At 72.1% G+C, this 26,776-nt stretch carries 21 protein-coding genes; 9 read left to right on the forward strand and 12 right to left on the reverse strand.

Translation table 11 applies throughout. The annotated features are described in order from the left end of the window. Window positions 1-125: 125 nt before the first annotated feature. The 3 genes from WMF29_RS32230 (at window position 126) to WMF29_RS32240 (ending at window position 2,923) form a co-directional block, all read left to right on the forward strand. Entirely contained in the window at window positions 126-1,532 is a 1,407-nt protein-coding gene (locus WMF29_RS32230) for an NAD-dependent succinate-semialdehyde dehydrogenase (protein ID WP_437323956.1), read from the forward strand. A gap of 131 nt (window positions 1,533-1,663) precedes the next feature. Next, window positions 1,664-2,446: a dienelactone hydrolase family protein gene (locus WMF29_RS32235; RefSeq protein WP_437323957.1), complete on the forward strand. Its 783-nt coding sequence runs from the start codon at window positions 1,664-1,666 to the stop codon at window positions 2,444-2,446. 123 nt (window positions 2,447-2,569) lie between these two features. Continuing rightward, window positions 2,570-2,923 (forward strand): DUF1801 domain-containing protein, encoded by a 354-nt coding sequence (locus WMF29_RS32240; protein WP_437323958.1) that lies wholly within the window; start codon window positions 2,570-2,572, stop codon window positions 2,921-2,923. Between the two features lie 48 nt (window positions 2,924-2,971). Here the strand turns inward: WMF29_RS32240 and WMF29_RS32245 are convergent, their stop codons facing one another. Further along, entirely contained in the window at window positions 2,972-5,437 is a 2,466-nt protein-coding gene (locus tag WMF29_RS32245; RefSeq protein ID WP_437323959.1) for a substrate-binding domain-containing protein, read from the reverse strand. Between the two features lie 141 nt (window positions 5,438-5,578). On the opposite strand from WMF29_RS32245, the gene WMF29_RS32250 reads away from it, so the two are divergent. The 4 genes from WMF29_RS32250 to WMF29_RS32265 are packed head-to-tail and all read left to right on the forward strand — an operon-like array spanning window position 5,579 to window position 9,568. After that, window positions 5,579-6,556, forward strand: coding sequence for a fumarylacetoacetate hydrolase family protein (locus WMF29_RS32250; RefSeq protein ID WP_437323960.1), 978 nt, complete (start codon window positions 5,579-5,581; stop codon window positions 6,554-6,556). Beyond that, window positions 6,553-7,218, forward strand: coding sequence for a maleylacetoacetate isomerase (maiA, locus tag WMF29_RS32255; protein ID WP_437323961.1), 666 nt, complete (start codon window positions 6,553-6,555; stop codon window positions 7,216-7,218). The genes WMF29_RS32250 and maiA overlap by 4 nt, the downstream gene beginning before the upstream one ends. A 38-nt stretch (window positions 7,219-7,256) precedes the next feature. Beyond that, on the forward strand, window positions 7,257-8,408 hold the full coding sequence (locus WMF29_RS32260; protein WP_437323962.1) for a 4-hydroxyphenylpyruvate dioxygenase family protein: 1,152 nt from the start codon (window positions 7,257-7,259) through the stop codon (window positions 8,406-8,408). Next, on the forward strand, window positions 8,408-9,568 hold the full coding sequence (locus WMF29_RS32265) for a homogentisate 1,2-dioxygenase (protein WP_437323963.1): 1,161 nt from the start codon (window positions 8,408-8,410) through the stop codon (window positions 9,566-9,568). Before WMF29_RS32260 ends, WMF29_RS32265 begins: the two co-directional genes overlap by 1 nt. Before the next feature lie 25 nt (window positions 9,569-9,593). On the opposite strand, the gene WMF29_RS32270 is transcribed toward WMF29_RS32265, so the two are convergent. The 6 genes from WMF29_RS32270 to WMF29_RS32295 all read right to left on the reverse strand — a co-directional run bounded on the left by WMF29_RS32270 (window position 9,594) and on the right by WMF29_RS32295 (window position 18,323). Then, complete coding sequence (locus WMF29_RS32270; RefSeq protein WP_437323964.1) at window positions 9,594-10,175, reverse strand: hypothetical protein; 582 nt, start codon at window positions 10,173-10,175, stop codon at window positions 9,594-9,596. A 25-nt stretch (window positions 10,176-10,200) separates the two neighbouring features. Further along, entirely contained in the window at window positions 10,201-11,304 is a 1,104-nt protein-coding gene (locus WMF29_RS32275; protein ID WP_272094920.1) for a deoxyhypusine synthase family protein, read from the reverse strand. A gap of 68 nt (window positions 11,305-11,372) precedes the next feature. After that, window positions 11,373-14,546, reverse strand: a complete 3,174-nt coding sequence (locus WMF29_RS32280; protein WP_437323965.1) for a hypothetical protein — start codon at window positions 14,544-14,546, stop codon at window positions 11,373-11,375. Between the two features lie 48 nt (window positions 14,547-14,594). Beyond that, the gene (locus WMF29_RS32285; RefSeq protein ID WP_437323966.1) at window positions 14,595-15,674 is read right to left on the reverse strand and encodes a DUF72 domain-containing protein; all 1,080 of its coding nucleotides are present in this window, start codon (window positions 15,672-15,674) and stop codon (window positions 14,595-14,597) included. A gap of 178 nt (window positions 15,675-15,852) precedes the next feature. After that, window positions 15,853-16,425: an RNA polymerase sigma factor gene (locus tag WMF29_RS32290; protein WP_437323967.1), complete on the reverse strand. Its 573-nt coding sequence runs from the start codon at window positions 16,423-16,425 to the stop codon at window positions 15,853-15,855. Between the two features lie 446 nt (window positions 16,426-16,871). Further along, window positions 16,872-18,323: an RNA polymerase sigma factor gene (locus WMF29_RS32295; RefSeq protein ID WP_437323968.1), complete on the reverse strand. Its 1,452-nt coding sequence runs from the start codon at window positions 18,321-18,323 to the stop codon at window positions 16,872-16,874. Between the two features lie 597 nt (window positions 18,324-18,920). Between WMF29_RS32295 and WMF29_RS32300 the strand changes: the two genes are divergently transcribed. Next, a complete protein-coding gene (locus WMF29_RS32300) occupies window positions 18,921-20,024 on the forward strand; it encodes a hypothetical protein (RefSeq protein WP_437323969.1) in 1,104 nt (367 codons plus the stop codon). Window positions 20,025-20,151: 127 nt separating this feature from the next. On the opposite strand, the gene WMF29_RS32305 is transcribed toward WMF29_RS32300, so the two are convergent. Then, window positions 20,152-21,180, reverse strand: coding sequence for a hypothetical protein (locus tag WMF29_RS32305; RefSeq protein WP_437323970.1), 1,029 nt, complete (start codon window positions 21,178-21,180; stop codon window positions 20,152-20,154). 610 nt (window positions 21,181-21,790) lie between these two features. Here WMF29_RS32305 and WMF29_RS32310 point away from each other — a divergent pair. Continuing rightward, entirely contained in the window at window positions 21,791-22,609 is an 819-nt protein-coding gene (locus tag WMF29_RS32310) for a hypothetical protein (protein ID WP_437323971.1), read from the forward strand. A 76-nt stretch (window positions 22,610-22,685) separates the two neighbouring features. Here the strand turns inward: WMF29_RS32310 and WMF29_RS32315 are convergent, their stop codons facing one another. The 4 genes from WMF29_RS32315 to WMF29_RS32330 all read right to left on the reverse strand — a co-directional run bounded on the left by WMF29_RS32315 (window position 22,686) and on the right by WMF29_RS32330 (window position 26,695). Next, window positions 22,686-23,078 (reverse strand): hypothetical protein, encoded by a 393-nt coding sequence (locus WMF29_RS32315; protein WP_437323972.1) that lies wholly within the window; start codon window positions 23,076-23,078, stop codon window positions 22,686-22,688. A 177-nt stretch (window positions 23,079-23,255) separates the two neighbouring features. After that, complete coding sequence (locus tag WMF29_RS32320) at window positions 23,256-24,326, reverse strand: hypothetical protein (protein WP_437323973.1); 1,071 nt, start codon at window positions 24,324-24,326, stop codon at window positions 23,256-23,258. Window positions 24,327-24,356: 30 nt separating this feature from the next. After that, entirely contained in the window at window positions 24,357-25,415 is a 1,059-nt protein-coding gene (locus WMF29_RS32325) for a hypothetical protein (RefSeq protein ID WP_437323974.1), read from the reverse strand. Beyond that, window positions 25,412-26,695, reverse strand: coding sequence for a hypothetical protein (locus WMF29_RS32330; protein WP_437323975.1), 1,284 nt, complete (start codon window positions 26,693-26,695; stop codon window positions 25,412-25,414). The genes WMF29_RS32325 and WMF29_RS32330 overlap by 4 nt, the downstream gene beginning before the upstream one ends. Window positions 26,696-26,776: the final 81 nt, after the last annotated feature.

Genomic DNA, 26,776 nt, shown 5'->3' on the forward strand with positions numbered 1-26,776 from the left:
TCCTCGCTGACCATTGCACGACGTGGCGGGTCTGGCCCAAGCTCGCCTGCCGGGGCCGCTCGGCGCGCCCCGAGCTGGCAGGCGACGAGCCGCGGCCCCCCGACGCTCGAAGAGGAGGCACATCCGTGAACACCGCCATCGCGACGATCAATCCAGCGACCGGAGAGACGATCGAGACGTTCGAACCCCTCTCGTCAGCGGCGCTGGAGCAGAAGGTGGCGCGCGCGCACGCCGCGTTCCGCAGCTTCCGGCAGACCCCGATCGCCGAGCGGGCCCAGAAGCTGCGCCGGGCAGCCGACATCCTCGACGGCGAGAAGGAGCAGCTCGGGCAGCTCATGACGCTCGAGATGGGGAAGACCATCGGCTCCGCCATCGCCGAGGCCCAGAAGTGCGCGACCGCGTGCCGCTACTACGCCGACAACGCCGAGCGCCTGCTCGCCCCCGAAGAGGTCGCCACCGACGCGGGCAGGAGCTACGTGGCCTTCCATCCGCTCGGCGTGGTGCTCGCGATCATGCCGTGGAACTTCCCGTTCTGGCAGGTCTTCCGCTTCGCCGCGCCGGCGCTCGTCGCAGGCAACGTCGGCCTCCTCAAGCACGCCTCGAACGTCCCCCGCTGCGCGCTCGCCATCGAGGACATCCTCCGCCGGGCCGGCTTCCCGGAGGGGGTCTTCCAGGCGCTGCTCGCGGGGACCGACGTCGTGCCGCGCCTCCTCGCCGACCCGCGCATCGCGGCCGCGACGCTCACCGGCAGCGAGAACGCGGGGCGCAGCGTCGGCGCCCACGCCGGAAAGCACCTCAAGAAGGTGGTGCTCGAGCTCGGCGGCAGCGATCCATTCATCGTCATGCCGAGCGCCGACCTCAACGCCGCCGTGGGGACCGCCATCCGTGCGCGCATCATCAACAACGGCCAGTCCTGCATCGCTGCGAAGCGCTTCATCGTGCACGAGTCGATCGCGCCCGAGTTCGAGCAGCGCTTCGTCGCGACCATGCGGCGCCTGCGGGTCGGCGACCCGATGGATCCGTCGGTCGACGTCGGGCCGCTCGCCACCCCGCAGATCGCCGCGGAGCTCGAGGAGCAGGTGCGGGCGTCGGTGGCCGCGGGCGCGCTCCTCCTCACCGGAGGCAAGCGGCTGAAGGGGCCGGGCAACTACTTCCCGCCGACCGTGCTCACCGACGTCCAGCGCCCCTCCCCCGCCGCCGACGACGAGCTCTTCGGCCCGGTCGCGGCGGTCTTCCGCGTCACCGACCTCGACGAGGCCATCCACATGGCGAACTCCACCCGGTTCGGCCTCGGGGCGAGCGCCTGGACCCGCGACGCCGACGAGCGCGAGCGCCTCATCAACGAGCTCGACGCCGGCCAGGTGTTCGTCAACGGGATGGTCGTGTCCGATCCCCGGCTGCCGTTCGGCGGCGTCAAGATGTCCGGCTACGGCCGCGAGCTCTCCTCGTATGGCCTGCGCGAGTTCGTGAACGTCAAGACCGTCTGGATCGCCAAGGACGAGCGGCCGAGGGGCCTGCCTGCGTCCGAGTGATCCGAGGAACGGAGCGACCGAAGGACGGCGAGCTCGAGCGATCGAGCGACCGAGCGATCGCCGGGTGAGCCGCGCGGCCGCCGTCCGGCCGCCGCTTCCCCGGCGTCCTGCGAAGGGCGATGATGGTGGCCATGTCGCTCCCCGGCTTCACCGAAACGCAGTTCTCGCACGACGGCGTGGCGCGGGTGGTCTACCGCCGCGGCGCGGGCCCGGGTGTCGTCGTCATGCACGAGATCCCGGGCATCACCCCGTCGGTCGCGGCGTTCGCCGAGCGCGTGGCGGACGCCGGCTTCACCGTCTTCATGCCGCACCTCTTCGGGACGCCCGGCAAGCCGGACACGCCCCCCTACATCGTCGAGCAGCTGGCCCGCGCCTGCATCAGCCGCGAGTTCCACGTGCTCGCGTCCAGGCAGGCGAGCCCGATCACCGACTGGCTGCGCGCGCTCTGCCGCGATGTCCACGCGGAGCTCGGGGGCAAGGGCGTCGGCGCGATCGGCATGTGCCTGACCGGCAACTTCGCGCTGGCGCTGATGGTCGACCCTGCCATCGCGGCGCCCGTGCTGAGCCAGCCGTCGCTGCCCTTCCCGCTCTCGCGCGAGCGCCGGGCCGGGCTCCACCTCTCCGACGACGGCCTCCGCACCGTCAAGGAGCGCGTCGCCGCCGGCACCCCGGTGCTCGGGCTCCGCTTCACCCGCGATCCGCTGTGCCCGAAGGAGCGGTTCGACCGGCTCCGTGCCGAGCTCGGCGACGGCTTCGAGGGGATCGAGATCGACTCGTCCGCAGGCAACCCCCACGGGATCCGGCGCACCGCCCATTCGGTCCTGACGCGCGATCTGGTCGACCGCGAGGGCCACCCGACGCGCGAGGCGCTCACGCGCGTCCTCGCCTTCTTCCGCGAGCGACTCCACCCCTGACCGCCCGGCGCGAACGCGAGAACGCGAGAGCGCCCAAGCCGGAACGTCACGGGACGATGCACGGCCGGTTGCGTCTCCGTGAACGTCGACTTACCGTCATTCATTGTGTCGGACGATCCGGCCGTGGCCGCACTGCTGAGCGAGTATCCTCCTTCAGCGCAACAGCTGACCTTGCGCGTGCGCAAGCTGCTCCTCCGCATCATTCCCGACGTCCACGAGCACGTCTATCCAGGCTGGCGGCTCATCAGCTTCCGAATGGGCAGCGGCGACCAACACAAGATCTGCTGGCTCGCCCCGCAGCGCTTCGGCGTGACCCTCGGCTTCGAGCGCGGGGCCGAGCTGCCCGATCCGAACGGCCTGCTCACCGGCGAAGCCAAGCAGGCCAGGAACGTCCATGTCCGCTCTGCCAAGGACGTGGACGTCCCCGCGATCGCCGCGCTGGTCGCGGCCGCCGTCGCGCTCCACCGGGACCGATAAGGCTCGCGCGGAGCGCCCCGGCGCGAGGGCCGCGGGCTCCGCCGCCGCTCAGCGGCGCCCCTGGACGACCCGCCCGCCCGTCTTGCCGAGCGCGTACGAGAACCCGAGCTCCAGCGTGGAGCGGGTGACGATCGCCCCGAGATCGAGCCCCTGCTCCACCATGAGCCGCGCCGCCTCGGGCGCGATCCCGACGAGCACCACCTCGGCCCCGAGCAGCCCGGCGGCGCGCGCCGCCTGAGCGAGGTGGTTCGCCGCGCTCGCGTCGACCACCGCCATGCCGGTGACGTCGATGATCACGACGCGCGCCTGGTGCTCGGAGATCTCCCTCAGCATCGCCTCGATGAAGCGGCCGGAGCGGTGCGTGTCCAGCGCGCCGACGATCGGCATGACGAGGACGCCGCGCGCGATCGGCACCACCGGGCTCGACATCGCGGCGATCGTCTCGAGGAGCGCCTCCTGGCGGCTGCTCAGCGACTCGAGCGCCCTCGTCCGCTCCTTGATCCGCGACAGGAGCCGCGCGTTCTCGATGGCGACGGCGGCCACCGCGGCCACGCGCTCGATGAGCGCCAGGTCGGTCGCCGAGCACGCGTCGGGCTGCGGGCTGGCCAGGACGAGGACCCCGAGGACCGCCTCGCGGGAGAGCAGCGGCACGCCGACCAGCGTGCGCGCGCCGCTCCGGCGCGCCTCGGCGACGTCGCGGAAGCGCTGGTGCTCGCTCGACGCGGCGTCGATGACGAGCGAGCTGCACGAGCGCATCACCCGGCCCACCAGCGAGTCGTCCGTGACGGGCGCGCGCTCGTCGTCGACGAGGCTCTCGCGCTGGGCCATGCCGATCACCAGGAAATCGAGCGCGCGCTCGCGCCCCCCCGCGCCCAGCCTGCGGTTCGCGATCCTGCGGGCGGAGCTCGAGGCGAGGTGATCCGAGAGGGCGCTCGAGAAAGGCGTGCGCTCGAGGGTCACGAGGTCGACCCCCGTGTCGATGCAGCGCGACGCCGGCAGATCCGCGAGGGCCTCCGGGACGCCGCGCGTGGCCATCTCGTAGAGCGCCTGCACGCCGCGGTACCCCATGTCGTACTCGCGCTGCACGATCGCCGCGTGGATCACGCCGTCCTGGAGCATCGCGACCGTCGAGGTGACGAGATCGAAGGCGACCACCTTGAGATCGCCGGATCGCCCGAGCTTCATCGAGGCAAGCCCCAAGCTGGGGCCGTTCTCGCTGCACACCCCCAGGGCGCCGGCGAGGCCGGGGTTCGACCGCACCGAGTCGACGGCGAGCGCGATCGCGCTCTCCACATCGAACAGGTTCTCCGAGAGCGACGCCACGCGGACCGACGAGCCGGCGATCGCCTCGCGGAACCCCTCGATGCGCCCCTGGGCGTTCGGCACGGCGAAGGACTCCGCCTGGACGGTGATCTCGCCTCCCTGCGGCATGAGCCGCAGCATCGCCTCGCCCGCGATCCTCCCGGCGGCCCGGTTGTCGGTCCCGACGTAGAGCAACGACCGGCTGCCCGGGGCGGCCGGCGTGTCGACCGTGATGACCGGGATACCCGCCGCCATCGCGCGGGCGATGGCCGGCTCGAGCGCCACGGGGTCGATGGGCGCGATCGCGATCCCGTCCACCCGCCGCCGGATCCCTTCCTCGAGGAGCGCCTCCTGAGCCGCGGCGGCGGCGGACATGACGCTCCTGAACTCGACCCCGACCCGGAGATCGCGCCCCGCCGCCAGCGCGCCGTCCCGCAGGTTGTTCCAGTACGCCGTCATCGGCCGGCGGGGAGCCTTGTAGACGCGGATCATCGGCTGGCCTCGCGCGCCGCTCGCGTCGTAGGATCCGCGCCATCCATCGGCGACGCGCCCCTCGCCCCCGGCATCCTCCAGGATGGCGAGATCGATCGTGTTCCAGCGCGGGCCGGTCTGCGCGCTCCGGATCCCGTCCGCGAGCGTCTCGATGAGCTCGAGGAGCTCGACCGACTCGGCGACGGAGCTCAGCACCTCCTCGAGCAGGCGCAGCTCCTGGGCGCTCTGCGCCTTCTCCTCGAAGAGGCCGCGCCGCTCGAGCACGACGCCCACGCTCACCGCGATCGACTCCACGAGCGCGCGCCACGGGCCCGAGAGCGGCGCCGCGTCCGGCTGCTCCAGGGCGAGGTAGGCGCCAGGCGCGCCGAACATGGGCACCGGTACGACGTGGACGTGGACGCCGTCGAGCGGCCAGCCAGGCGTTTCCGCGCGCTCGGGAAGGTGCGCCCGGTACCAGGCGGACGCGGGGACGAGGCACGGGCCGTGCGCCGCCTCGGGCGCCGCGGCGGGGCCGAACGGAGCCGATTCGCTGAGCACCCCGCCGTCGGACGGCATGTTCCCCTGGCCCGGCAGGAGGCCGTCGAGCCCGACGATCGCTCTGTAGGAGAGCCGTCGGCCGGTGCGAATCAGCAGGCTCCCGCGCCGCGTGCCGGGGAGGCCCTCCATGGCTCGCCGCACGAGGTCGTGGAGGGTCGAGAAAACGTCCAGTCCGGTGGTCATGCAGATCCGTTCAGCCGCTTGCTCGCTCGCTCGCTGCCAAGGGCGCACGCGAGCACATGCTGGTAGCAGGCGGGAGCGGGCTCGTGCTTGTCAAGCAGAGACGATGAGACCACCGTAGGACCACGAGGAGCTCGCACCCGCATGAAGCTCGCCTCTCTCCGCGGCCCCGGCCGTGACGGCACGCTCGTCGTCGTCCGCCGCGACGGCCTCGCCTACGCGCCCGCCGGCGCGGCCTTCCCCACGCTCCAGGCCGCGCTGGACGACTGGGAGCGCGCCGAGCCCGCGCTCCGCCGCATCGCGGCCGACGTCGAGCTCGGCGAGGCGGCCGTGGCGCCGCTGGTCACGGAAGAGCTCGCTGCGCCGCTCCCGCGCGCCTACGAGTGGATCGACGGCTCGGCGTACATCCACCACATCGTGCTCGTGCGCAAGGCGCGCGGCGCCGAGCCCCCCGAGACGCTGACGACCGATCCGCTCGTGTACCAGGGCGGCTCCGGCGTCCTCCTCGGTCCGGCCGACGACATCGTCCTGCGCGACGAGGCCTGGGGCCTCGATTTCGAGGCCGAGGTCTGCGTCGTCCTCGGCGACACCCCGCAGGGCACGCGCCGCGAAGAGGCCCACCGGCACATCCGCCTGTTCCTGCTGGCCAACGACGTGACGCTGCGCAACCTCGTGCCCGCCGAGCTCGCGAAGGGGTTCGGGTTCTTCTGCTCCAAGCCCGCCACCGCGTTCTCGCCGTTCGCGATCACGCCCGACGAGCTCGGGGACGCGCTCCGCGACGGGCGCGTCCACCTGCGGCTCCGCTCGACCTACAACGGCGCGCTCATCGGCGATCCCGAGGCCGGCCCGGAGATGCACTTCTCGTTCTTCGATCTGATCGCGCACGTCACCAGGACCCGCAGCCTCACGGCGGGGACCCTCCTCGGCAGCGGCACCGTCTCCAACGAGGACCCGGCGCGCGGCGTGTCTTGCCTCGCCGAGAAACGCATGCTCGAGATCCTCTCGGACGGGGCGGCCAGGACGCCGTTCATGAAGCCAGGAGACACGATCATGATCGAGATGCTGAATCACGCGGGAGAGAGCCTGTTCGGGCGCATCGCGCAGCGGGTGGTGGCCGGATGAGCGCCGCAGTCCAGGGGCTCACGCTCTACGGTTACTGGCGCAGCTCGTGCAGCTGGCGCGTGCGCATCGCCCTGGCCCACAAGGGCATCGAGCACGCGTACCGGCCGGTGAACCTCGTCCGGGACGGCGGCGAGCAGCTCCGCGACGACTACCGGGCCAAGAACCCGATGGCGCAGGTGCCCCTGCTCGAGTTCGAGCAGGGCGGCGCCGTCCGGCGTGTGTCCCAGTCGGTGGCCATCATCGAGCTGCTCGAGGACCTCTTCCCCGCGCCGCCGCTCCTGCCCGCGGATCCGTACCTGCGCGCCAGGGCGCGGCAGCTCGTGGAGATGATCAACTCCGGCACGCAGCCGATGCAGAACACCGCCACGCTGAAGTACGTGAGGGACGAGCTCGGCGGCGACGAGAAGGCCTTCGGGCGGCGCTTCATCGCCGCGGGCCTCGCCGCGTTCCAGGCGGCGGCGGGCGAGCTCTCCGGGCGGTTCTGCGTCGGCGACCACGTCACGGTGGCGGACGTGTTCCTCGTGCCCCAGCTCTACAACGCGCGGCGCTACGAGGTCGACCTCGCGCCGCTCTCGACCCTCACGCGGATCGAGGCCGCGTGCATGGCGCTGCCTGCGTTCCAGGCGGCCCACGCCGACCGCCAGGTCGACGCGGTCGCCTAGCTCGCCCCTGCGTTACCCCCTCGCGACGGAGGACCCGGATGGCCAAGGTGGAGTCGATCGGCATCAAGCGGGTGGAGGCGCTGCACTACTACGTGCGCGACCTGGAGCGGAGCCGCAGGTTCTACACGGAGCGGCTGGACTTCGCGGAGATCGCCGCGAGCTCGCCGGAGCTCACGGCGGCGGCGGCGCAGCGCTCGGTCGTCTTCCAGGCCGGCGAGTGCGTCGTCGTCTGCTCGCAGCCCGCCGGCGAGGGCGGGCGGGCGTGGCGCTACCTGCGCAAGCACCCGGACGGCGTGGGCACGGTCATCTTCGAGGTGGAGGACATCGACCGCGCCTTCCGGCTGCTCGACGGCCGCGGGGGCACGCCGATCGACGAGATCCATCGGGTGACCGATTCCGGCGGCACCTTCGCCTCGTTCTCGATCACGACCCCGTTCGGCGACACCACCTTCCGCTTCGTGGAGCGGCGCGGCTACCCCGCGCTGTTCCCCGGCTGCGCGGCCTACGACGCGCCGCGCGGCGGCGCGAACCGCTTCGGGATCGCCCGGTTCGATCACATCACCTCGAACTTCCAGACCATGGCGCCCGCGCTGCTCTGGATGGAGCACGTGCTCGGGCTCGAGCCGTTCTGGCAGATCGCGTTCCACACGAACGACGTCGCGAAGGACGCGGACCACGGCTCGGGCCTGCGCTCGGCCGTGATGTGGGACCCGGCCTCGGGCGTGAAGTTCGCGAACAACGAGCCCTACCGGCCGCACTTCAAGAGCTCGCAGATCAACGTCTTCAACGAGGAGCACCGCGGCGACGGCGTGCAGCACGTGGCGCTCGCCGTGGAGGACATCCTCACCGCCGTGCGCGCGATGCGCGGGCGGGGCGTGGAGTTCATGCCGACCCCGGCCGCCTATTACGACATGCTGCCCGAGCGCCTGCAGCGGCTCGGCATCGGGCAGATCGACGAGGACGTGGCGGAGCTGCGCGATCTCGAGGTGCTCGTCGACGGCGACGGCGCGCGGTCGTACCTCCTCCAGATCTTTCTGAAGGAGTCGTCGGGCACGCACCGCGATCCCGAGGCCGGGCCGTTCTTCTTCGAGCTCATCCAGCGCAAGGGGGACCGCGGCTTCGGCGCCGGCAATTTCCGGGCGCTGTTCGAGAGCATCGAGCGGCAGCAGAAGGCGGGGGGGCACGGCTGATGCTCGATCGCGTCGTCGCCGGGATCGTCCCGCCCAAGCACCACATCGCTCTCCGGAGCGAGGCGGGCGATCTCCGCTACGAGGAGTGCCTGACGCGGGCGGGCTTCGACGGCCCCTACACGATCGCCTACCACGAGCGCCGGCCGCACGAGCACCGGGTCGCGGAGGCCGCGCACGGCTTCACGCTGCCGGTCGCCGCGGCGGCGCGGCCCCTCGCCAAGCGGCACTACCGGTCGCAGGATCTGCCGCGGCGTGGCGGGCCCGCTGTCGACTGCCGCGTGCCGCTGCTCGTCAACGACGACGTGGTGATCGGGCTCGTCCAGCCGGACGCGGCCGATCCTGTGTACTTCGCGAACGCCGACGCCGACGAGCTGTTCTTCATCTTCCACGGGGGCGGCGTCCTGCGCACGATGCTCGGCGATCTGCGCTTCGAGCAGGACGACTACGTCGTCATCCCGAAGGGGCTCTTCTACCGCTTCCTCCCGGACGCCGCGCCCCAGCGCTGGCTCTCGATCGAGGCCGAGGACATCCATATCCCGCGCAAGTGGCGCAACGAGGTCGGCCAGCTGCGGATGGACGCGCCGTACTCGCACCGCGATTTCCGGCGGCCCACGTTCGTCGGCCCCCTCGACGAGGGCATCCGCGCGCTCGTCGTGAAGCGCGGCGGCGCCTTCCACGGCTTCGCCCTCGAGCGCTCGCCGCTCGACGTCGTGGGCTGGGATGGGACGGTGTACCCGTTCGCGTTCCCGATCCAGCGCTTCCAGGCGCGCGTCGGGCTCGTGCACCTGCCTCCGGACTGGCACGGGACGTTCGCCGCGCGGGGCGCCCTCGTCTGCAGCTTCGTGCCGCGCCCGGTCGACTTCCACCCGGAGGCGATCCCGTGCCCGTACCCGCACTCGTCGGTCGATTGCGACGAGTTCCTGTTCTACTGCCGCGGCAACTTCACCTCACGCCGCGGCGTCGGCCCCGGCAGCATCTCGCACCACCCCGCCGGCGTCCCGCACGGTCCGCACCCCGGCGCGTACGAGGCGAGCCTCGGGGCCCGCGAGACGAGCGAGCTCGCGGTCATGCTCGACACGATCCGCCCGCTCTCGGCCACCGCGGCCGCGCTCGCGGTGGAGGACCCGGGCTACCAGGACAGCTTCATCGCGAGCCCATAGCGGGGTCGAACGAGGGGGGCTTCCCTCAGGGCCCTCCGGGCTGCGGCTCGGAGCCCGCGGGCTGGGGCTTGTTGAAGCAGGCGCTCGTGCACTCGTTGAAGCGCTGCGACTCCTCGAAATCGATCCCGTTCAGCCCATTGCAGGACATGCCGATGATGCAGCGGGCGTTGCACACGATCGACCCGATGCAGTCGTCGGGGTTGGTCGAGAACGGGAATCCCAGCCCGCACGCCATGAAGACGTCGTTGGCGTCCTCGCAGACGGTGCGGAAGATCGAGATGCCGCAGCCACGGAGCCTGTCTCGCTGGCCGTCGCAGGCGTCGAACAGGTAATTCTCGTCCTTGCATTCGAGCTCCTCCTCGACGCAGGTCACGTACTCGTCGAAGGAGGCGGTGCAGCTCGCCTCCACCGCGGCCGCCCGCGCGGTCTCCGCCTTGTCGACGCACTCGAGGTACCTCGCCTCGCTGCAGCCGGAGCAGTCGCAGATGCGGTCGCAGGCGCGCTCCTCGGGCGAGGGGCAGCCAGCGGACACGAGCGCGCCGCCGGCGGCGGCCAGGGAGAGGAGCAGCCGATGGGTGAGCGGGGGACGGCGCTTGGGGGCGAGCACGGTGACCTCCTCCCCCTACTCTATTTTATTTCGGCATCTTGCCGAGCCGCTCGAGCAGCGCGCGCACGAGGAGCGGCCACGCGACCGTGGCGTCCGCGTACACCTCGGCGAAGCGCCCGCCCTCCTGCGGCGGGGTGAACTTCCCCCAGCTCACGCCCTCGGAGTACGTGCAGCCGGACAGGCCGCCCCAGTGGACAGGCTCGGGGCAGATCCGGACGCCGTACTGGAACCGCGGGTGATCGACCTCGATGTCCAGGCGATCGCCGACGATGTCGTAGAACGGCGCGACCTGCTGGGCCCAGTTGCGCGGCACGCCGCCGCCGATGGTGAAGATGCCGAGGCGCTTCTTCTTGCGGACGAGGCGGGCGTAGCTCAGCAGATCGAGGAACGGGTTGTACGGCGGCGGCACGGCCTCGCGCCACACGTCGAAGCCCGGCTTGTCGCCGTGCTGCGCCTTCACCTTGCGCAGCATCCACGTCGCCACGTCGAGGCCCATCTCGCTGTCGGTGAAGGCCGGCACGTAGACGGGCACGTCGCGGAGGTACGCGCTCCGGAGCACGCCCGGCGAGTCGCCCATGTCCGCCAGCGCCTTGCCGAGCTGGCGGCAGATGATCTCGCTCGACCAGGGAGAGCCGGGGTCCAGCTTGTCGAGCTCCTTCCGGACGAAGACCTCGATCGCGTTGAGGTTCTTCTCCATCTCGAGCGTGTCGTAGACGCGGTTGTACCCCTTCTCGAAGTACGTCTCGTCGGAGATGCCCGGGTTCGCCTTGTAATGGGTCAGGCCGACCGCCTCGCTCAGCCCGTGCGCCATGAGCGCCCCCGTGCTGATGATGCAGTCGATCATGCCGGCCTCGATCATCCGGACGATGACGACGCCCATCTTGGCGACCGTCATCGCGCCGGAGAACGTCGCGACGACGAGGCAGTCCTCGTCGCGCACCATCGCCTCGAGCACGTCGCACGCCTCGCCGAGCGCGCGGCCGCTGAACGCGGTCCTGCTCATCGCGCGGAGCAGATCGTCGAAAGAGTCAATCTTCAGCGGGTCGAGCGCGGCGAGCGGGACGAGCTGGTCTTCGACGCCGTCGCCGAGCTGGCGGTGCGAGGGACGAGGATGCTTCGGAGAGGACATAGGGCGCGACATATAGCCGCGCGGGGGGTGGGCCGTCGAGCGCGAAGCTCGCCGCGAAAGCGGCAAACTCAGGGCCGGACGGCCAGCGAGCACGCGAGGCGGCGCGTCGGTCTGCCCGCTGCTTTACCCTCCGTTGCCCCGGGCTTCCCGGCGCCCTGGCCGATCCCGCGATCGCCGCCTTCGGCGCGGCGGGCCGCGAGATCGGCGCGAACGAACGCGAGCGGGCTCGCGCCGGGCTGGCCGTCGGTCCGCCGCTCCAGATCCATCAGCGCGGCGATCTTCGCCACGCAAACGTCACGACCTGACACACGGACGTCATAGACAGCCGTGCTCGCGGGCGCGCGGTGGCCATCGACCGTCGCGAACGCGCTCGCGCGATCGAGCAGGAAGCGCGCGCCGGGCGGACGCGCGGCGCACGCCGGCATGCGGGTGAGCTCTGTGCGGACATTCGGGACGATCGCCCAGCCGTCGAGCGGCAGGAGCGGCGGGGCCTTCGCGGTCGCTCCTTGCGCCGCCGTCGCCGCAGGCGGGATCGGCACCGTCCGGCCGAGCGTCAGGCCGTGGAAGCTGAGCAAGAGCGGCACGCCTGCGCTCGTCGGCTCCCCCAGCGCGGGCTCGCCGAGGTTCGCGAGCGACGCGATCGGCCGCGGGGCCTCGCCGGAGGACCACGCGACGAGCGACGCGCCGCGGAGCCACGCGACGGGCCCATCCGGCGCCTCGCTGAAGGCGACCTCCGCCTCGGGCATCAGCTCTTGCGGCACCTCGGCGACCTCGGCGCCGCGGCCCGGCCTCACCTGGATCAGCACGTCGCGCCCGGAGGCGCGCACCCCGAACAGGATCCGGCCGCCGGACGCCGCGAACCGGGCGAGGATCGCGTCCCGGCCGACGCCCTCGGGCGCCGGGCCCGTCCACGAGCGGACCCTGGCCTGGAGCTCGGTCGGGTCGAGCCAGCGCAGCGTCCAGCTCGCCCGCGGCGCAGCGGAGGCGCCGCGCGCCTGGAGACCGGCGCCGGCGCCCTTGGCAGCAGCGCCGTCGGGGGAGCGCACCTCGAGCGCGGCGACGGTGGAGAGCTGGCCCCAGCGCCTGGCGCTCACCGACGAGACGCGCCGCTGGCCATCCGGTCCGGGCTTCGCGTCGCGGGTGAGCAGCGCGAGCGCCTCCTGGGCGCTGCGCGGCGGCGGCACGCCCACCGGCGAGGGCGGCGGCCCCGGCTGTGTCGTGCAGGAGAGCGCGCGCTCCGGCAGCGCCGGGGCCGGCGGCGGGCGGAGCGGCAGGAGCGGCGCGGCCCCGAGCGCAGCACCGCCGGACGGCGCTCCCTGCGCGGGCAGCGGCGGCCCCCAGCCCACGCGGAGGTGGGTCGCGATCCTCAGGCCGACCTCGTTCACGGCCAGCATCCCGGGCTCGGCGAGCAGATCGCCGCTCTGCGCGATCTCCTCGGCGGCCTGAGGTGGGACCTCGATGGGCGACCACGTGCGGCCGGCGTCATCCGAAGCGAGCACCTTCCCTTCCCCGACGGCGATCCCGCGGCCGGCGTGGACCACGGCATGCGCGGCGCCGGCGAGGCGAGCCCGCGAGGCCTGGCCGCCGGGGGAAAGGACGACGGCGGTGAGGTCTCCGGCCTCGTCGGCCACCACGAACGACAGCGCGCCGTCCTGCCCCTCCTCGATGGGGCTGACCACGTTGACGTCGTCGCCCCCGCCGCGCAGCCAGCCGAGCTGGAGCAGCGGAGCCTCCCTGCCGCCGGCGTCGATCACCGCGACCTGGGCGCCGGGCGCGGCGCCCTCGCGGCCGTCGCCGCCGCGCGGCGTGGGCTCGTCGCGGGGCGCGACGTCGCTGTCCCAGAGCCCGCGCAGGATCGCGATCCGTCCGTCGGCGAGCGCGCCGGCGCCGCGCCAGCGGACGTCCGTGCCCGGGCGGACCGTGCTCCACCGGCCGCTCGGCTGCCGCACGCACACGCTGCCCTCGTCGTCCGCGTCGCACGGCGCGAGCAGCAGGGCGCCGCCGCTCGGGGACACGCGGAGCTCGGCCTCGCCGCTCCGCACGAGGACGGGGGGTTCGCTGCCGAGCGGGCGGTCGGGCTTGACCTGGAGCACGCCGAACGGATCGTGGCGGCCGTCAGGCCCGCCCTCGCCGAGCGCGCAGGCCACCCACGCCGCTCGCCCCGCCCGGCCGACGCCGCAGGCGTTCAGCCAGTCTCCGCGGCCGAAGGGGGCGACCTCCTGGAGCGCGCCGGTGGCGAGATCCACGCGGGCGAGGACGCCGTGGCTCGCCGTGATCGCGGTGGACGACCACGCCGCGCCGCTCGAGATCGCCGCCTCGAGCGGGTGGCGCCCCGTCGCGCGGATCCAGCGGAGCAGCGGCGCGCCCGAGCCGAGCTCTGGCGCGTCGTCGGCGGGGGCGGGCCCGAGCCGCGCCTCGGCGACAAGGATCCGCGCCTCGCGCTGCTCGGACGACGAGGCCCTGCCCTGCGTCACGGCGATCAGCTCGCCGTCGCGCAGACGGACGTCGGCGAGGCGGAGCAGGGCGGCGGGGTCGGCGTCCTCCCCGTCGCCGCCCGGCGACGGCGCCACGGGGCGCCACGACGCGCCGCCGTCCGCCGTGACCGCGAGCCCTGCCGCCTCGAAGAGCCCGGCGCCGTGCCGAGCGTCGCGGAACGCGAGGGCGCGCAGCGGCAGGGCGGGCAAGCCTTGCAGCGTGCGCGGCTGTCCCGTCTCGATGTCGAGGAAGATCGGAACGTCGGAGATGGCGTCCCAGACGGCGACGACGGCGGGACCGCCGCCGATGCGCTGGAGGTCCGTCTCGGAGCGGGCGAGGACCGCCGGCGCGCCGAGCGGGTCATCGAACCGGTAGACACCGCGGACTCCGCGCCCGACGAGCCGCGGGCCGGTTCCGGACGGAACCAGCACGAGCTCGATCAGGGGCTCGGGGCACGCCGCGGTCTCCTGCCGTGCCACGCCGTCGGCCCCGACGAGGACGCGCTGGCCGCCGACCAGCGCGATCGTGCCGCCGGCGACCCGGGGCCCGATCGCTGTCGCGCCGCTCGCGTCGACCCAGCGGGCGGGCACGGGCGCTGGAGGCGGGGGGAGCGCCGCCGCGGGCGCGCCGCGCTCTTGCGGCGCGGGTCGGGGCGGCGCGCCGCCGCAGCGGGCGAGCGCGAGCGCAGCGAGGAGCGCGGCCGCGCGCCGCGACCGGCGCGGTGGCGCTGCGAGGCGGGGAGCGCCCGCCGCTCTGGACTGCATCATCGCGGCTGAGACTACCGTGATTCGCAGGCCGCCGCGGCGTCGTGAGGCTCAGTGGACGGCCGAGCTCACCGGGACCGGGGCGGCCTCGTCCGCCAGCGCGGCCGACCTGCTGGCGAGGAGAGCCATGAGCCCTCTGGCGCCGACCACGGCATGGTCGGACACGCAGTTGTTGAAGATCGCGTGGACCTGCTCCGCCTCCTGGGAGAGCCGCGCGACGGTCTCCGCCCACGGAGCGAGCTCCGCGGGATCGTAAACGTACCTGAACTTCTCGTTCACGCCGACGGGCGCATCCCAGGTCTCTTCGCGCCGGCCGTGGAAGCGCACAACGGCGAGGCGAGGATCGGCGACGAGGGCGGTGGGAGGCATGCTGTTCTGCTTGCCCTGCGGCTCATCGACGATGACGTAGAATGCGTCGAGGTCTCGGAGGAGGTCCACGACGCGCTCGATGCGGCCGGGCATGCCCCAGGATCCGTGCCTGAGCTCGACGGCGAACGGGAGCCCTTCCATGCGCCTCCGGCACTCCTCGATGACACGCACGTTGCCGCGCGTCGCCGTGAACCACGGAGGGAATTGGAAGAGCACGTACCCTAGCTTGCCCGCCTGGCGCAGCGGATCGACCGCCGTCCGGAAGCGCTCCCAGAGCGCGTCTCGGGTCTCGGCCGGCAGGTCTGCCGGGTAGAGGCGCCGTCGGTCGAAGAGCGAGGGTGGCAGCGCGCCCTGGACGTCCGGGGGCAAGCGGGCGGGCTCCACGGGGTGCTGGGTGAGCGGCGCGAACGCCTTCACGTTGAACACGAAGTCAGGCGGAGTCCGCTCGATCCACTGCGCCACCATCCCTGGACGCGGGAGGGCGTAATAGCTTGAGTTGACCTCGACCACGGGGAACTGGGACGCGTAGAACTTCAGCCGTTCTGCCGGGCTCGACACGCCCTTCGGGTAGAATCTATGGCTCTTCACCAGGGTCGGGTCCGTCCACCCGGCGGTCCCGGCGAGGGCGTTGCCGATGCGGGCGGGCACAGGCGCGCACGCCGCGAGGGCCGCGGCGCGCGCGAGACGCTGCTCCTCCTGGTCCTGGTGTGGAGTCTCCTCTGAAGGCGACCGCGGCGGGTCGCGCAGGGCTTCTTCGTGCATAGCGGGGGCAACCTAAGATCTCTTTGCGGCGATGGAAGCGCTCGCCCGAGAGATACGGCGACAGTTGCTCATTGCCTCTCACGAAGGTCCGCTCTCCCCTCGTGCGCATACGCTCCAGCTCGCGTCGTGCGCATACGCTCCAGCTCGCTCGCCGCGCTCCGCTCGACGAATCCCCGGATTACCAGACCGGCCGCGCGATCCGCTCGGCGAGCGCCTTTCGGGCGACCTGAAGCCTGCCGGCGGCCGTGGCCGGGTTCAGCCCGTGCTCCCTGGCGTAGGACGTCAAGGGGTGGTGACCTGCCGCGGCGAGGAGAAGATCGCGATGGTGCGCAGGCAGCTCGACGAGCCTGCGGAGCGCTGCGCGGGCAAGCAGCCTGCCGTCCGGATCGACGCTTCCTTCGTCGACGAGCGCGCGCGGCTCGTCGACCGGGACCTCGCGGCGGACGTGGGCGCGCCCCAGGTGATGGCCTGCCTGCCGCCACGTGATGCCATGGAGCCAGCCCTGGAGCGCGCGGCGCGGCGCGATCCTAGGATCAGGGCGGTACCTGCCAGCCTGAATGGCCTTCCAGGCGGCGATGAGCACGTCCTGGAGCACGTCCTCGCAATCGCGCGCGTGGACGCCGCACGCGATGAGCCTGGACAGGATCAGGCGCCGCTCCGCGACGAGAGCGTCGAGGGGCGGCGATACCTCGGGGCGCAGCGACATCGAGAGTCCCGGAGCAGGCGGCGCGCCGCGCTTGCGACGGCTCATCGGGATCTCCGGCGCACCGCGCCTCGGCAGACCGGCGCCGGGCAGCAGGGAGAGTGTTCGCGACGGTGGGTGGGTGTTCCGACGGCACGCCGCAGCACGCCGGTGTTGCGTTCTATGGTGAGCCATCGCTCGTCGAATGACGCGTCCATGCGCGCGAGTTCTCCAGCGCACCCGCCCTTCGCTGCGAAATCGAGCGAGCACGCTCGTTTGCACGCCGGTAATATCGAGCGAGCACGCTCGTTTGCACGCCCGTGATACCGACACCGCGCTCGCGCCGGCGTGGTGATGGGTCGAGCGCGCTCTCCGGCTGAAGGGGCCGGAGAGCGCTCGATGGGCTCAGGGCGCGATGGACGCCGACCGGAGGAGCAGAGCTCCTGGTGCTCATGTCACCTCGACGGCACTCTGTTCCGGCCGAGGGGAGCGGGCCGGGGCTGGGCTTCACGGATTCACGGAGAGCCGTTCAACGCGTCCTCGATGGCGGGCAGGTATGCGCTGCCTGGGAACGCCTCGCGGAACCGGGCGGCTCGCGCTGCGGCCTCGACGCGCCGACCGGTCTGCTCGAGGGCCTGGATCGCCAGGGTCTCGCGTTGCTGGGCTCTCGGGCTGCGCGGGTAGCTCCGCGCATGGCGATCGAGCGCGCCGAGCGCCTCGCTCGCTCTTCCCGATCCAAGCGCGGCGATCGCGCGCTGGATCAGGGTCAAGTCGGCATCCATCGGCGGGACGGCCGCCCCCGCGCCGGCCGCGGCGGGCGGAGCCGGCGCGGGCGCTGCCGAGGACAGCGCCGCCGGGGCGTCGGCGAACGCGCCTGGTGCGCGGGAGCCAACCAGAACCGCCGCGGGCGTGTCGCCGCGAGCGAGGGCGATCTCCGGCGGGGCGGTGCGTGGCAGCGCCGCGTAGAGCGTGCCGGCGCCGGCGCCGGCCCCGCCCAGGAACAGGGCAGCGCCTGCCGCGACGAGCTTCGCCCGCGTGACCTCGATGCCACCCCTCGCGAGGTTCGCCTGGGCGCGGCGCGCGTCCCACGCGGGGACAGCCTCTGCTGCGCCCTCGCCGGGCGGGAGGGCTCGCGCAGCCTGGTCGGCTGGCGCGCCCCCGTCGCCCTCCCCGGTGGCGAGCAGCGCCTGAAGCCGCGCCCAGAGCACCTCGCCGAGGTCTTCCGGCAGGTCGAGCGGGGCGTCCCCGAGCTCGAGCAGCAGCGGCCCGTGGACCAGGGCGAGCGGCGCCAGCGCCGAGCGCGCGCCGTACACGCCGAGCGCGTCGCGCTCCCGCGCGCCCAGCCGCCTGACCGCGGCCGCGAACTCCTTGCGGGCCCGCCGCAGCCGGTCCCACGCGGTGTTCTCCGAGATCTGGAGCGCCGCGGCGATCTCGCGCATCTCGATGCCCTCGAGCTCGTAGAGGAGGAACACGACGCGCCGGTCGCCCTCGATGCGCTGGACGAGCCCGCGGACGATCCTCTGCGTCTCGGCCTGCGCGAACCGCTGCTCCGCGTCGTACCCCGGGTCCGCGACGTCGACGCGCTCGCCGTCGGAACGCGCGAGCAGCTCCCGCCGGTTCCTGGAGAGCCGCAGGTGCCGCAGGGCGAGGTTCGACGCGATGCCCGCCACCCACGCCTTCACGGAGAAGCGGGGGTCGTACTCTCCGAAGCGGCGGTGGACGACCAGGAACACCTCCTGGGCCACGTCGCGCAGGTGCCGCGCCGGCACCCCCATCCGCCAGAGCACCCGGAGGACGTACCGGAGCAGGCCCGTGTACACCTCCTCGAAGGTGGGCCGCGGGGGCGGCTTGGCCGACGGTCCGGGGGCGGCGTCGGCCGTCAGCCCGGGGTCGGCGCCAGATGCCGGTCCAGGGTTGGTGTCATGGGCGGGGGCCGGCGGAGGCCGGGGGGGTTGAGACGCCGTCATCCCTACGTGTTCCGGCGAGATGGGCCGGATTGTGGCGAAATCGTACGCGGGGCAGAAAAAGATCGGGCCCCGGTGACCCTCCTTGCGGGGGCGCCCGTGGCCGCCTCGATGACCACCGCCGTTCTGTGGCATTACATGATGGCTCCACGTTCCGTTGCGAAATCAACCAGGCGCATCGGCGAGCGGCCATCGACGAGCCTGTCAGCATCTCTCGGCACGATCTGAACGCCGTACGACGAGATTCGCCCGGCGTGCACGCGATGAATGCGAACCTTTTGCGCAGATCATTCCGAGAAGAACCCGATGGCGGACGCAATGCGGACCCGCGAGCGTCCATGAGGAGGGGGCTTCTCGCGCCATTCTTCCCGTGCTTCCCTCCGGAGGCGTTCGCGGGAGCACCGCGCTCGGCAGCTGCGCCGTGAATGAACAGGTGAGACGATGAGGAGAGGGACTCGACAGGAGAAGCGGGGGATGGTGGTGGCCTCGTGCGCCACGGCCGTCGTGCTGGGGGCTTGGGTTGGTGGCTGCGAACCGACCCCGCACTGGCTTTGCCCCTGGGATCCCGAGCCTGGGTACAAGGACAGTCCTTGTCTTGTGATGGAGGAGCCCACGGATGCCGACGGCGGCGCCGATGCGTGCGGCGATGCCGGTCCTGATGCCGGCGACGCCTGCGGGGAGGGGGGAGCTGGCGCCGATTTCGACAGCGCGACGGTCCCCGGGTTCGATCCCACCCTGCGGGAGACCTGCACCGGGCAGTGCGTGCCGAGGGAACCGCTCGGCTGGTCCGAGCCGGCGCTGGTCTGGATCGGCCCTCCGGATCGCGCGCCCGACTGTCCCGCCGCTGCGCCGAGCATCGGCTACGAGGGCCATGGGGACTTCGCGGCGGCGGCGCCGCCCTCATGCCCGGCATGCCAGTGCGATCCGCCGGACGCCTCGTGCGAGCTACCGGCGGCTTGGAACGCCTACGCCAGCTTTCCATGCGACGTCCCCGGCGCCGCCGAGACGCCGTTCACCGCTCCCGAAGGTTGGGACGGTACCTGCACATCGGCCAACGCGATCTCCGCCGGACAGATGTGCGATGGCGCCCTGTGCGCACAGTCGCTCGAGATCCCGGCCCCCCGCGTGCTTCCGGGGAGCTGCGCGCCCAGGATCGCGGAGAGCCCCGAAGAGACGGAGAACTCTGAAGGTGCCGAAAGCTTCGCGATCCTCGCCCGGGCGTGCACCGGCACCGCGTTCGCGCCGTGCGCCGATCCGGGGATGACCTGCACCCCGGTGCCGCCAACCGGCGATGCCGTCCCCCCGGAGGGGTTCCTGACGTGCATCTATCACGAGGGAGAGCGGGACTGCCCGGCGACCTACCCGGACCGCAACGTCTTCTTCGCGGGCGCCGAGGACACGCGCGGCTGCGCCCCCTGCGGCTGCGACGAACCTATCGGGGGCAGCTGTAGCGTCCTGGCGTCGGCGTTCAGCGATGGTGCGTGCTCACAGTTCGCCGTCGGCGTGGTGGTGAGCTCCGAGGCCGCCTTCTGTGGCACCATCTCCCCCGGGACGGCGCTCGGGAGCAAGTCCGCGAGCGTTGTGAGCTTCGATCCGGGCGCCTGCGAGCCGACGGGCGGCGAGCCGACCGGCAGCGTCGCGTTGCTCGGCGCAGCGACGTTCTGCTGCCGCCTTGGGCCGACCCCTGATCCGGTACCTGCCTGAGACAGGCGGACTAGGTTCTCACGGCCGCATCCCGCAGAGCCTCATCCAGAGCCTTCCCGCAAGAGCCTTCCAGCACGCGTGATGCACCGGGCCCGCGTGCTCCGCTCGGCAAACCGTCGAGCCCGGATCAGAACGAAGCGACGAGGTGCAAGGCTCCCGCCCTGGACGTCTCGGCCACGGACCAAGTCGCACCACCAGGGAGACGAAGCTGCGGACGCGCGAGGTTGGCCACGAACTCGCCAGTGAGCCGTGCGGCAAGAGCGTACGAGAGCGGCACCTCCACGCCGCCGCGCAGCCCGAGCCCCGCGTAGGGCCATAACGCCTCCCCCGAAGCGTTGACCATCCCGAAATGCCGCACGCGGCCTGCCGTCACGAGACCGCAGCCGAAGAACCAGGCCACGTGCCCACAGGGGACGACCGAGCCGCCGAGCGAGGACACGCCGTAAAACGTGCCCCGATACCGCTCGGCAGCGACCGGCATGTTCACACGTCCCTCCAGCGAGAGCGAGAACGCCTCCCACCGGGCTCCCGCGAACCCCGAGAATCCGACCGCCGGCGCCGGCGCGAGCCCCTCCGCGATCAGCGCCCCGGCCCCGGCCTGAAGCCGCGGCCACGCCAGCGCGAGGCCACGGCGCTCCGCGGGCCGCGCCGGCGCGGCGGGCTCGCATGGCGGCAGCGGCGCCGCGGCCGGCGCGCGCGGGGGCCCCGACGGCGCTCCTCCCGGGGAGGCCGTCTCCGGCGGCAATGGCGCGGAGGCCCTCTCCGCCGGCGCGGGAGCTGACGACGGCGATGGCGCCGGTTCCCGCGCCGATCGCACCGGGCGCAGCATGATCGCAAGGGCGGTGCCGACGTCCTCCACCAGCGCCCCGCAGGCCGCGCTCGTGACCTCCTGGCCGCCGAGCCGCCGGCCGTCGCCGTCGTACAGCGCGATCTCCCCCAGGAAATCCCGCCCCTTGCGCGCGAGGACCACCTCGACCCGCCGGCCGTCGCCGCCGTCCACGAACGGGTCGATCCCGCCGAGCTGCGCGGCGACGACGTCCCGGAGCGCCTGCTCCTCGGGACACCCCTCCGCGCCCGGACCGCGCGTATAGGACAGCCGCGCGCCGCCCGGCGGGACCTGACCGGAAGCTGGCGGCGCGGCCAGCACCAGGGACACGGCAAGACTCCACCCGATGGCGTTCAGACGTGGATGGCGCAAGGGACTCCGCTCGATCGTCAGACAAGGGGTGCAGGGCAGCGCCAAGAAGCCACGACCGGCTGCGGCATGCCCCGAGTGGAATTACGGAGCACGGCCGCCCCCTCGCAACGGATTTTTCCGGACCGCGGCGCCCCGCCACGCCGGCGCGGGCGGGCGCCGGAGGCCTCGAGGTCTGCCGGACGGGTCGCTCACCCGTTCGGGGAGGCCTCCGGGCCTGTCCAGCAGGTCGATGACCTCTGGAAAGAACCCGATCGGCCTGCGCCAGCATGACACCGACCCGTTCCGGGAAGCCCCGCGGTATCTCCCAGCATGCCGGCGACCCGTCGACGAACCCCATCGGTATCTCCAAGCACGCCGGCGACCCATCGACGAACCCCGCGGGCGGGTCGCCCGCCTCGGCTACCGCCCCGCCCCGGTCCGGGATGCAACCGCCCTATCCCACCCGCATCAGGCCCGCGCTCCAGCATCTCTGAAGATATTCGCTGAGCTGCGCGCCAGCACGGTTCATAGCACGTTAACGGCGACAGGAGCGCTCGACGAAGGACAGAGCCCTGCTTAGCGTGCCACGATGGACCAAACGTTCGATGCTTCGATCTACGTTCGCGCGCCCATCATCAACATTGCCAATGGCGTGACCCTCGCCAACGCGCTGGTCGCAGCCTGTCCCGAGGCGGCGCCGGAGAACGTCGCCAAGGCGTGTACGAAGCTGAAGGCCGCCGGGGAGGCAGGCCAGAAGGCGCTCACCGCGCGCCGCCGGGAGAACGGCACCCTGTCCGAGGACGACGTGCGCGTTCTCGACCGGGAGGCCGACTCGAGCTTCGGGGCGCTGCGCATGCGCCTCATCGCGACCTCGATGCTGCCCGAGGCACGCTTCCCCAAGGCACGGCGCGCGGGAGAGCTGGTGAAAGAGCTCTTCGGCGATGACGGCCTGTCGTTCCTTACCACCGAGTACTCTGCGCAGAACACGGTGATGGCCTCCATCGTCGCGCACATCGAGGAAGCGGGCCTGAAGCCGGAGATCGACGCGCTCGCCGGGCCCGAGTTCCTCGAGCAGATCGGCAACGTCCTGCCCCGCTACGACGCGATGGTGAAAGACAAGCTGCAGAAAGAGGCCGCCGCGACATCGAACCTCGCGACGTACGTGCGCGCCATCCAGTCCGCCATCGTCAACTACGCGACCAAGGTCGCCGGCATGGTCGACGAGGACGAGCCCGAGACCGTCGAGGCCGTCCGGAAGGCCCTCCGCCCGCTCGACGCGCACCGCGAGGCCAGCGCCCGGCGCGCCCAGGGCGGCGCCAAGGGCGAGGCGACGAGCGGCGCCCCGGCCGCCCCGGCCGCCCCGCCGGCGCCCGGCGCGGGAGCCGACGAGCCGACCGCGCCGGTCTGAGGGGCATCGCAGCAGGACCGGGGCGCCAGGTGCCTCCGGCGGCACCTGGCGTCCAGCCCCGCCACCAGGGGCTCGTTCAACCGGCCTTTGCCGCGCAGCGCAGCCCGCCGCCAGCGCCTCGCCCCTCGAACCGGCGCGCGGCAACGGCCTTCTTGTTTGCGCAACCGTGGCCCGCCACGGCGGTCAACACGTTGCCGAGCGCACCGGCGCGGCGACGCCGCCCGTCGTCGAGGTGAAGCACCCGCCCGATGGGCTCGTAGGCGTGGTGCTCGCTCAGCATCCAGCCGCCAGGCCCCTGGGAGCGAGCGCTGAGCATACCGAGCGCCCCGCGCAAGACCTTCCACAGCGTGACATCGTCGCGTGTCCCGGCGCCGACGATCGGGGTGCTCGAGAACGCCGCGAACGCCTTCCTGCGCTCCGCGGGCCCCATGCAGACACCCCGGTAGACGTAGCCGACCCGCACCGTCACCGGCTGAGCGCCTTCGAGGGGGCGCCCGAGGCGTCCTTGCGTCCCACGAGAACGTCGTCTCGCTGTTCGGCTCGCAGGGGCAGGCGAATCGCTCCTCGAAGCGCCGGCCGGCGATCTCGACGACCAGGTCGATGCGCTCGAGCGAGGCGGGCACGCCGCGGCGGCTGGGCAGGATCGTTAGGGCATCAGGCCGAGCGCGAAGAGGGCATCCGACCAGAGCGGCCAGAGCGTGCGGTAGGGGTGGGTCGCCAGCAAGATTCCACCGTTCGGGAGGCGCCGGACGTAGAACCGGGCGTGGTCGACAAGGAACTCGAAGTGATCGAGGGTGATCTCGACCTCCGACGGGGCCGAGCCGCTGCCTGTCTCCGCGCCCCCTCCATCGCTCTCCCTGCGCTGCCGCGTCCGCTCGTAGATCTCGCGCGCGCGCGGCTCCGCGGCGCGCCACGCGCCGTCTGGTGTCTCCGCCGCGGCTTCGAGCGCTTCGAGCAGGGCGGAGGGCGGTGTTGCCATCGCCTTGAGGACGGTTTCGCGGGAGAGCGAGCTCGAATGCGCACCCGCATGTCGTAGCGCGACGCACGCGCCGGGCGGCGCGGCTTCCACCCGCGCGCGGAGCGCATCCAGCGACAGGCCCGCGGTGCGCGACACCCTGTCCTTGTCGTGGAGGCAGATCCACGAGAGGGCGAGGTCGCGCGCGAGGTCACGAGCGTCCGCGTTGTACGTCGCGCACAGGGCGACCGGCGCGAGCCAGGTGCGCGCCGTCGTGCAGCCACCGGTCGAGACGCGCCCGCTCGCGTCCGGCGCGCAGAGGCGGAGCAGGACGCCCTCGATATCTTCCAGCGCCATGTGCCACGCGAGCACGGCCTCGGCCTGCACGGAGCGCGGGCCGCGGTCCAAAGCGAGGTCCATCCGCGTGAGGGGAAAGTCCTCGATGCGGCGGGGGTGCACGTGGATGGGACCCTTCGGCTTGAGACGCTCGCTCTTGTCGGTGAAGCAGCGAAGGATGCAATGGACGAAGTGCTCCTGGCTCAACGATGCGACGAAGTAGGTCTCCGCGTCGATGCGTCCGAAGTGGGCACGGAGCATCGCGACCACTTCATCCACGGAGATCGTATTGCATTCCGTGTCGTGGTCCATGATCGCGCGCATGCTGTACTGTGGCTCCTTGATGATGGCCGACAGCGCCGCGCCGAACGCATCGACCCGCTGTGCCTCGTCACACCAGGCGAAGAAGAACGGACCTTCTCTCATCGATCGATCATCCTCGTGAGGTAGCCTGCGTCAGGACATGAGGCCGAGCACGAAGAGTGCGTCGGCCCAGAGCGGCCAGAGCGTGCGGTAGGGGTGGGTGGCCAGCACCACGCCGCCGCTCGGGAGGCGGCGGACGTGGAAGGGGGCGTGCTCTTCCAGGAAGCGGGTGTGCCCGCGCGTCGTGACGTCCACCCAGAAGGCGGGGGGGACCTCCCCCGCGTCTTCGTCGTCGAGCTGGCGGCGTAGCTCCACGAGCTCGCGCGCCTTGGGCTCGGCCTCGCGCCACGCGTCATCTGGCACCGCCGCGGCCTCGAGCGCTTCGAGCAGGGTGGCCGGCGGCGTCGCGAGCGCCTTGAGGACGGTCTCGCGCGAGAGCGAGCCCGTGAGCTCGCTCGTGCTGTTCATGGGCACACGCGCGCCGTGCGGCGCGGCGTCGACGCGCGCGCGGAGCGCCGAAAGCGACATGCCTGCGATGCGTGGGACGCTCTCCTTGTGGTGGAGGCTCACCCATGACAGCGCGAGGTCGCGCGCGAGCTCCGCGGCGTTCGCGTTGTAGGTCGCGCACATCGCGACCGGGGCGAGCCAGTCCTCCTTGTCCGTGCAGGCGCCGGTCGGCACGCGCCCGCTCGCGTCCGGCGCGCAGAGGCGGAGCAGGAGGTCCTCGATGTCGCCCTGGACCACGTGGTAGGCGGCTGCGGCCTCGGCCTCCACGGAGCGGGGGCCCCTGCTCACCGCGAGCTCGTAGGGGTAAAAATCCCACTTGCGTGAGCCCGCCGTCAAGCGGAGCGGGCCCCAAGGATGGAGACGTTCGCTTTCGTCGGTGTAGCACTTGAGACCGAACGGGATGGCGCACTCGGAACCGTTCAGCTTCACGCCAGAGCTTAGGTGAGCGTTGTTCGTTTCTCCGAAGTGAGCGCGGATCATCGCGAGCACTTCCTCCACGGAGCGTGTCTCGCACCCTTGCTGGTGGCTCATCATCAGGCTGAGGAGAGCCACCGGGTTGACGAGGGCCGACAGGGCCGCGGCGAACCCGTCGAGCCGTTCTGCTTCGTCACACCACGCATAGAACCAAGGTTGTGATTGGCTCATAGCCGGATCACCATGATGAACTTGTTGGAGTCTATTAAGGTTACGTTCTTTCCAGTCTTCCAGTTGAACAGGTAGCCGTCCCGAACCGTGATATTCGGGTCATCAAACGTCGCCCCCTGCTCCATGATGAGCTCGTATCGGGCCACGTCTCCATCGAGCCTTTTATCCTTCAGCGCCTTCATGGCGTTCGTGAGCTGCTTGCGCACCGTGTCGACCTCGATCTTCCCGCCCTTGGCCTCGCTCACCGTCAGCTTGTGCCCGATGGATATGGACAGGAAGTCGGGCGCCTTCCCCTCATACCCACCAGCGGTTGATTCCCTCGGAATGTCGAGCACCGTGCGTACACCATCGTCGCCGACCCCGACGAGCGACCTGCCGTCGTCCACCAGGAACTTCGCCGCCTTCTTCTCGAAGATGTCCACATCGAACTTGGTGATCGCCCCGCGGAGGTTCTTGTACCCCCGGACGCGTTTCGTTTTCACGATCTTGGCGAACACCTCCTCGATCTCGGCGATCTCCCCGGCCACCCGGATCGCCGCCGGCCGCAGCCCGCTGCTGATCTTGACCGCGCGCCACATCGGCCCGACCGCGCCGAGTCCGAATCCCATCCCCGAGAAGATCCGCTCCTCGTCGCTGAGCTCCTCGCCCGACGGCAGGCACCACGCCTTCCCCGTCACCGCCTCGCACAGATCGAGCGCCGGCCCGACCACCGGCACGAAGCCGACCCCGATGCGCGTCGTCGCGTGCACCAGCGTCTGCATCACCTCCGCGTACGCCTCGAACCCCTCAGCGACCGTCGACATCGCCCCCGCGAACGCGCTGATCGTCTGGTAGAGCTGCGTCTGCTCCAGATCGAACCCGTCCCCTGTCCACAGGTTGAGGTTGTCCTTCATCTGGTCCGCGAGCGCGCCGAACCGCGGCTTCAGCACCGTGTCCACCTGCACCCGCAGATCCGGCGGGATCGGCGTCTCGATGAACCAGTCCGACGCATCCATGAACTGCCGCACGAACCCGGTGATCCGGTTCTGCGCCTTCAGGAACGCGTTGGTCTCCACGAGCGACACGCCCATCCGGTCGCGCAGCGCGATCTCCAGCGCCGCGCTGTTGGCCCGCCACGCCCGCACGTTCGCCACGAAGTCCGCCCGGAGGACCACCACCCGGCCGCTGACGTCCGCCTCCAGCGCCGCGAGCACCGCGTCCGCGTACGCCGCGTAGGGATCCCGCCCCTCCTCGAACGCCCCGTCGACCCCCGCGATGTCCGGCACCTCGACCCACGGCACCTCGCTCTCCCCGAGCGCGTACGCTTGCGGGTCGTCCGCGATCGATCCCTCGCTGTCAGTCCAGCAGGACGGCAGAGAGAG

Source organism: Sorangium sp. So ce381 (assembly GCF_051473845.1).
Taxonomy (GTDB): domain Bacteria; phylum Myxococcota_A; class Polyangia; order Polyangiales; family Polyangiaceae; genus Sorangium; species Sorangium atrum.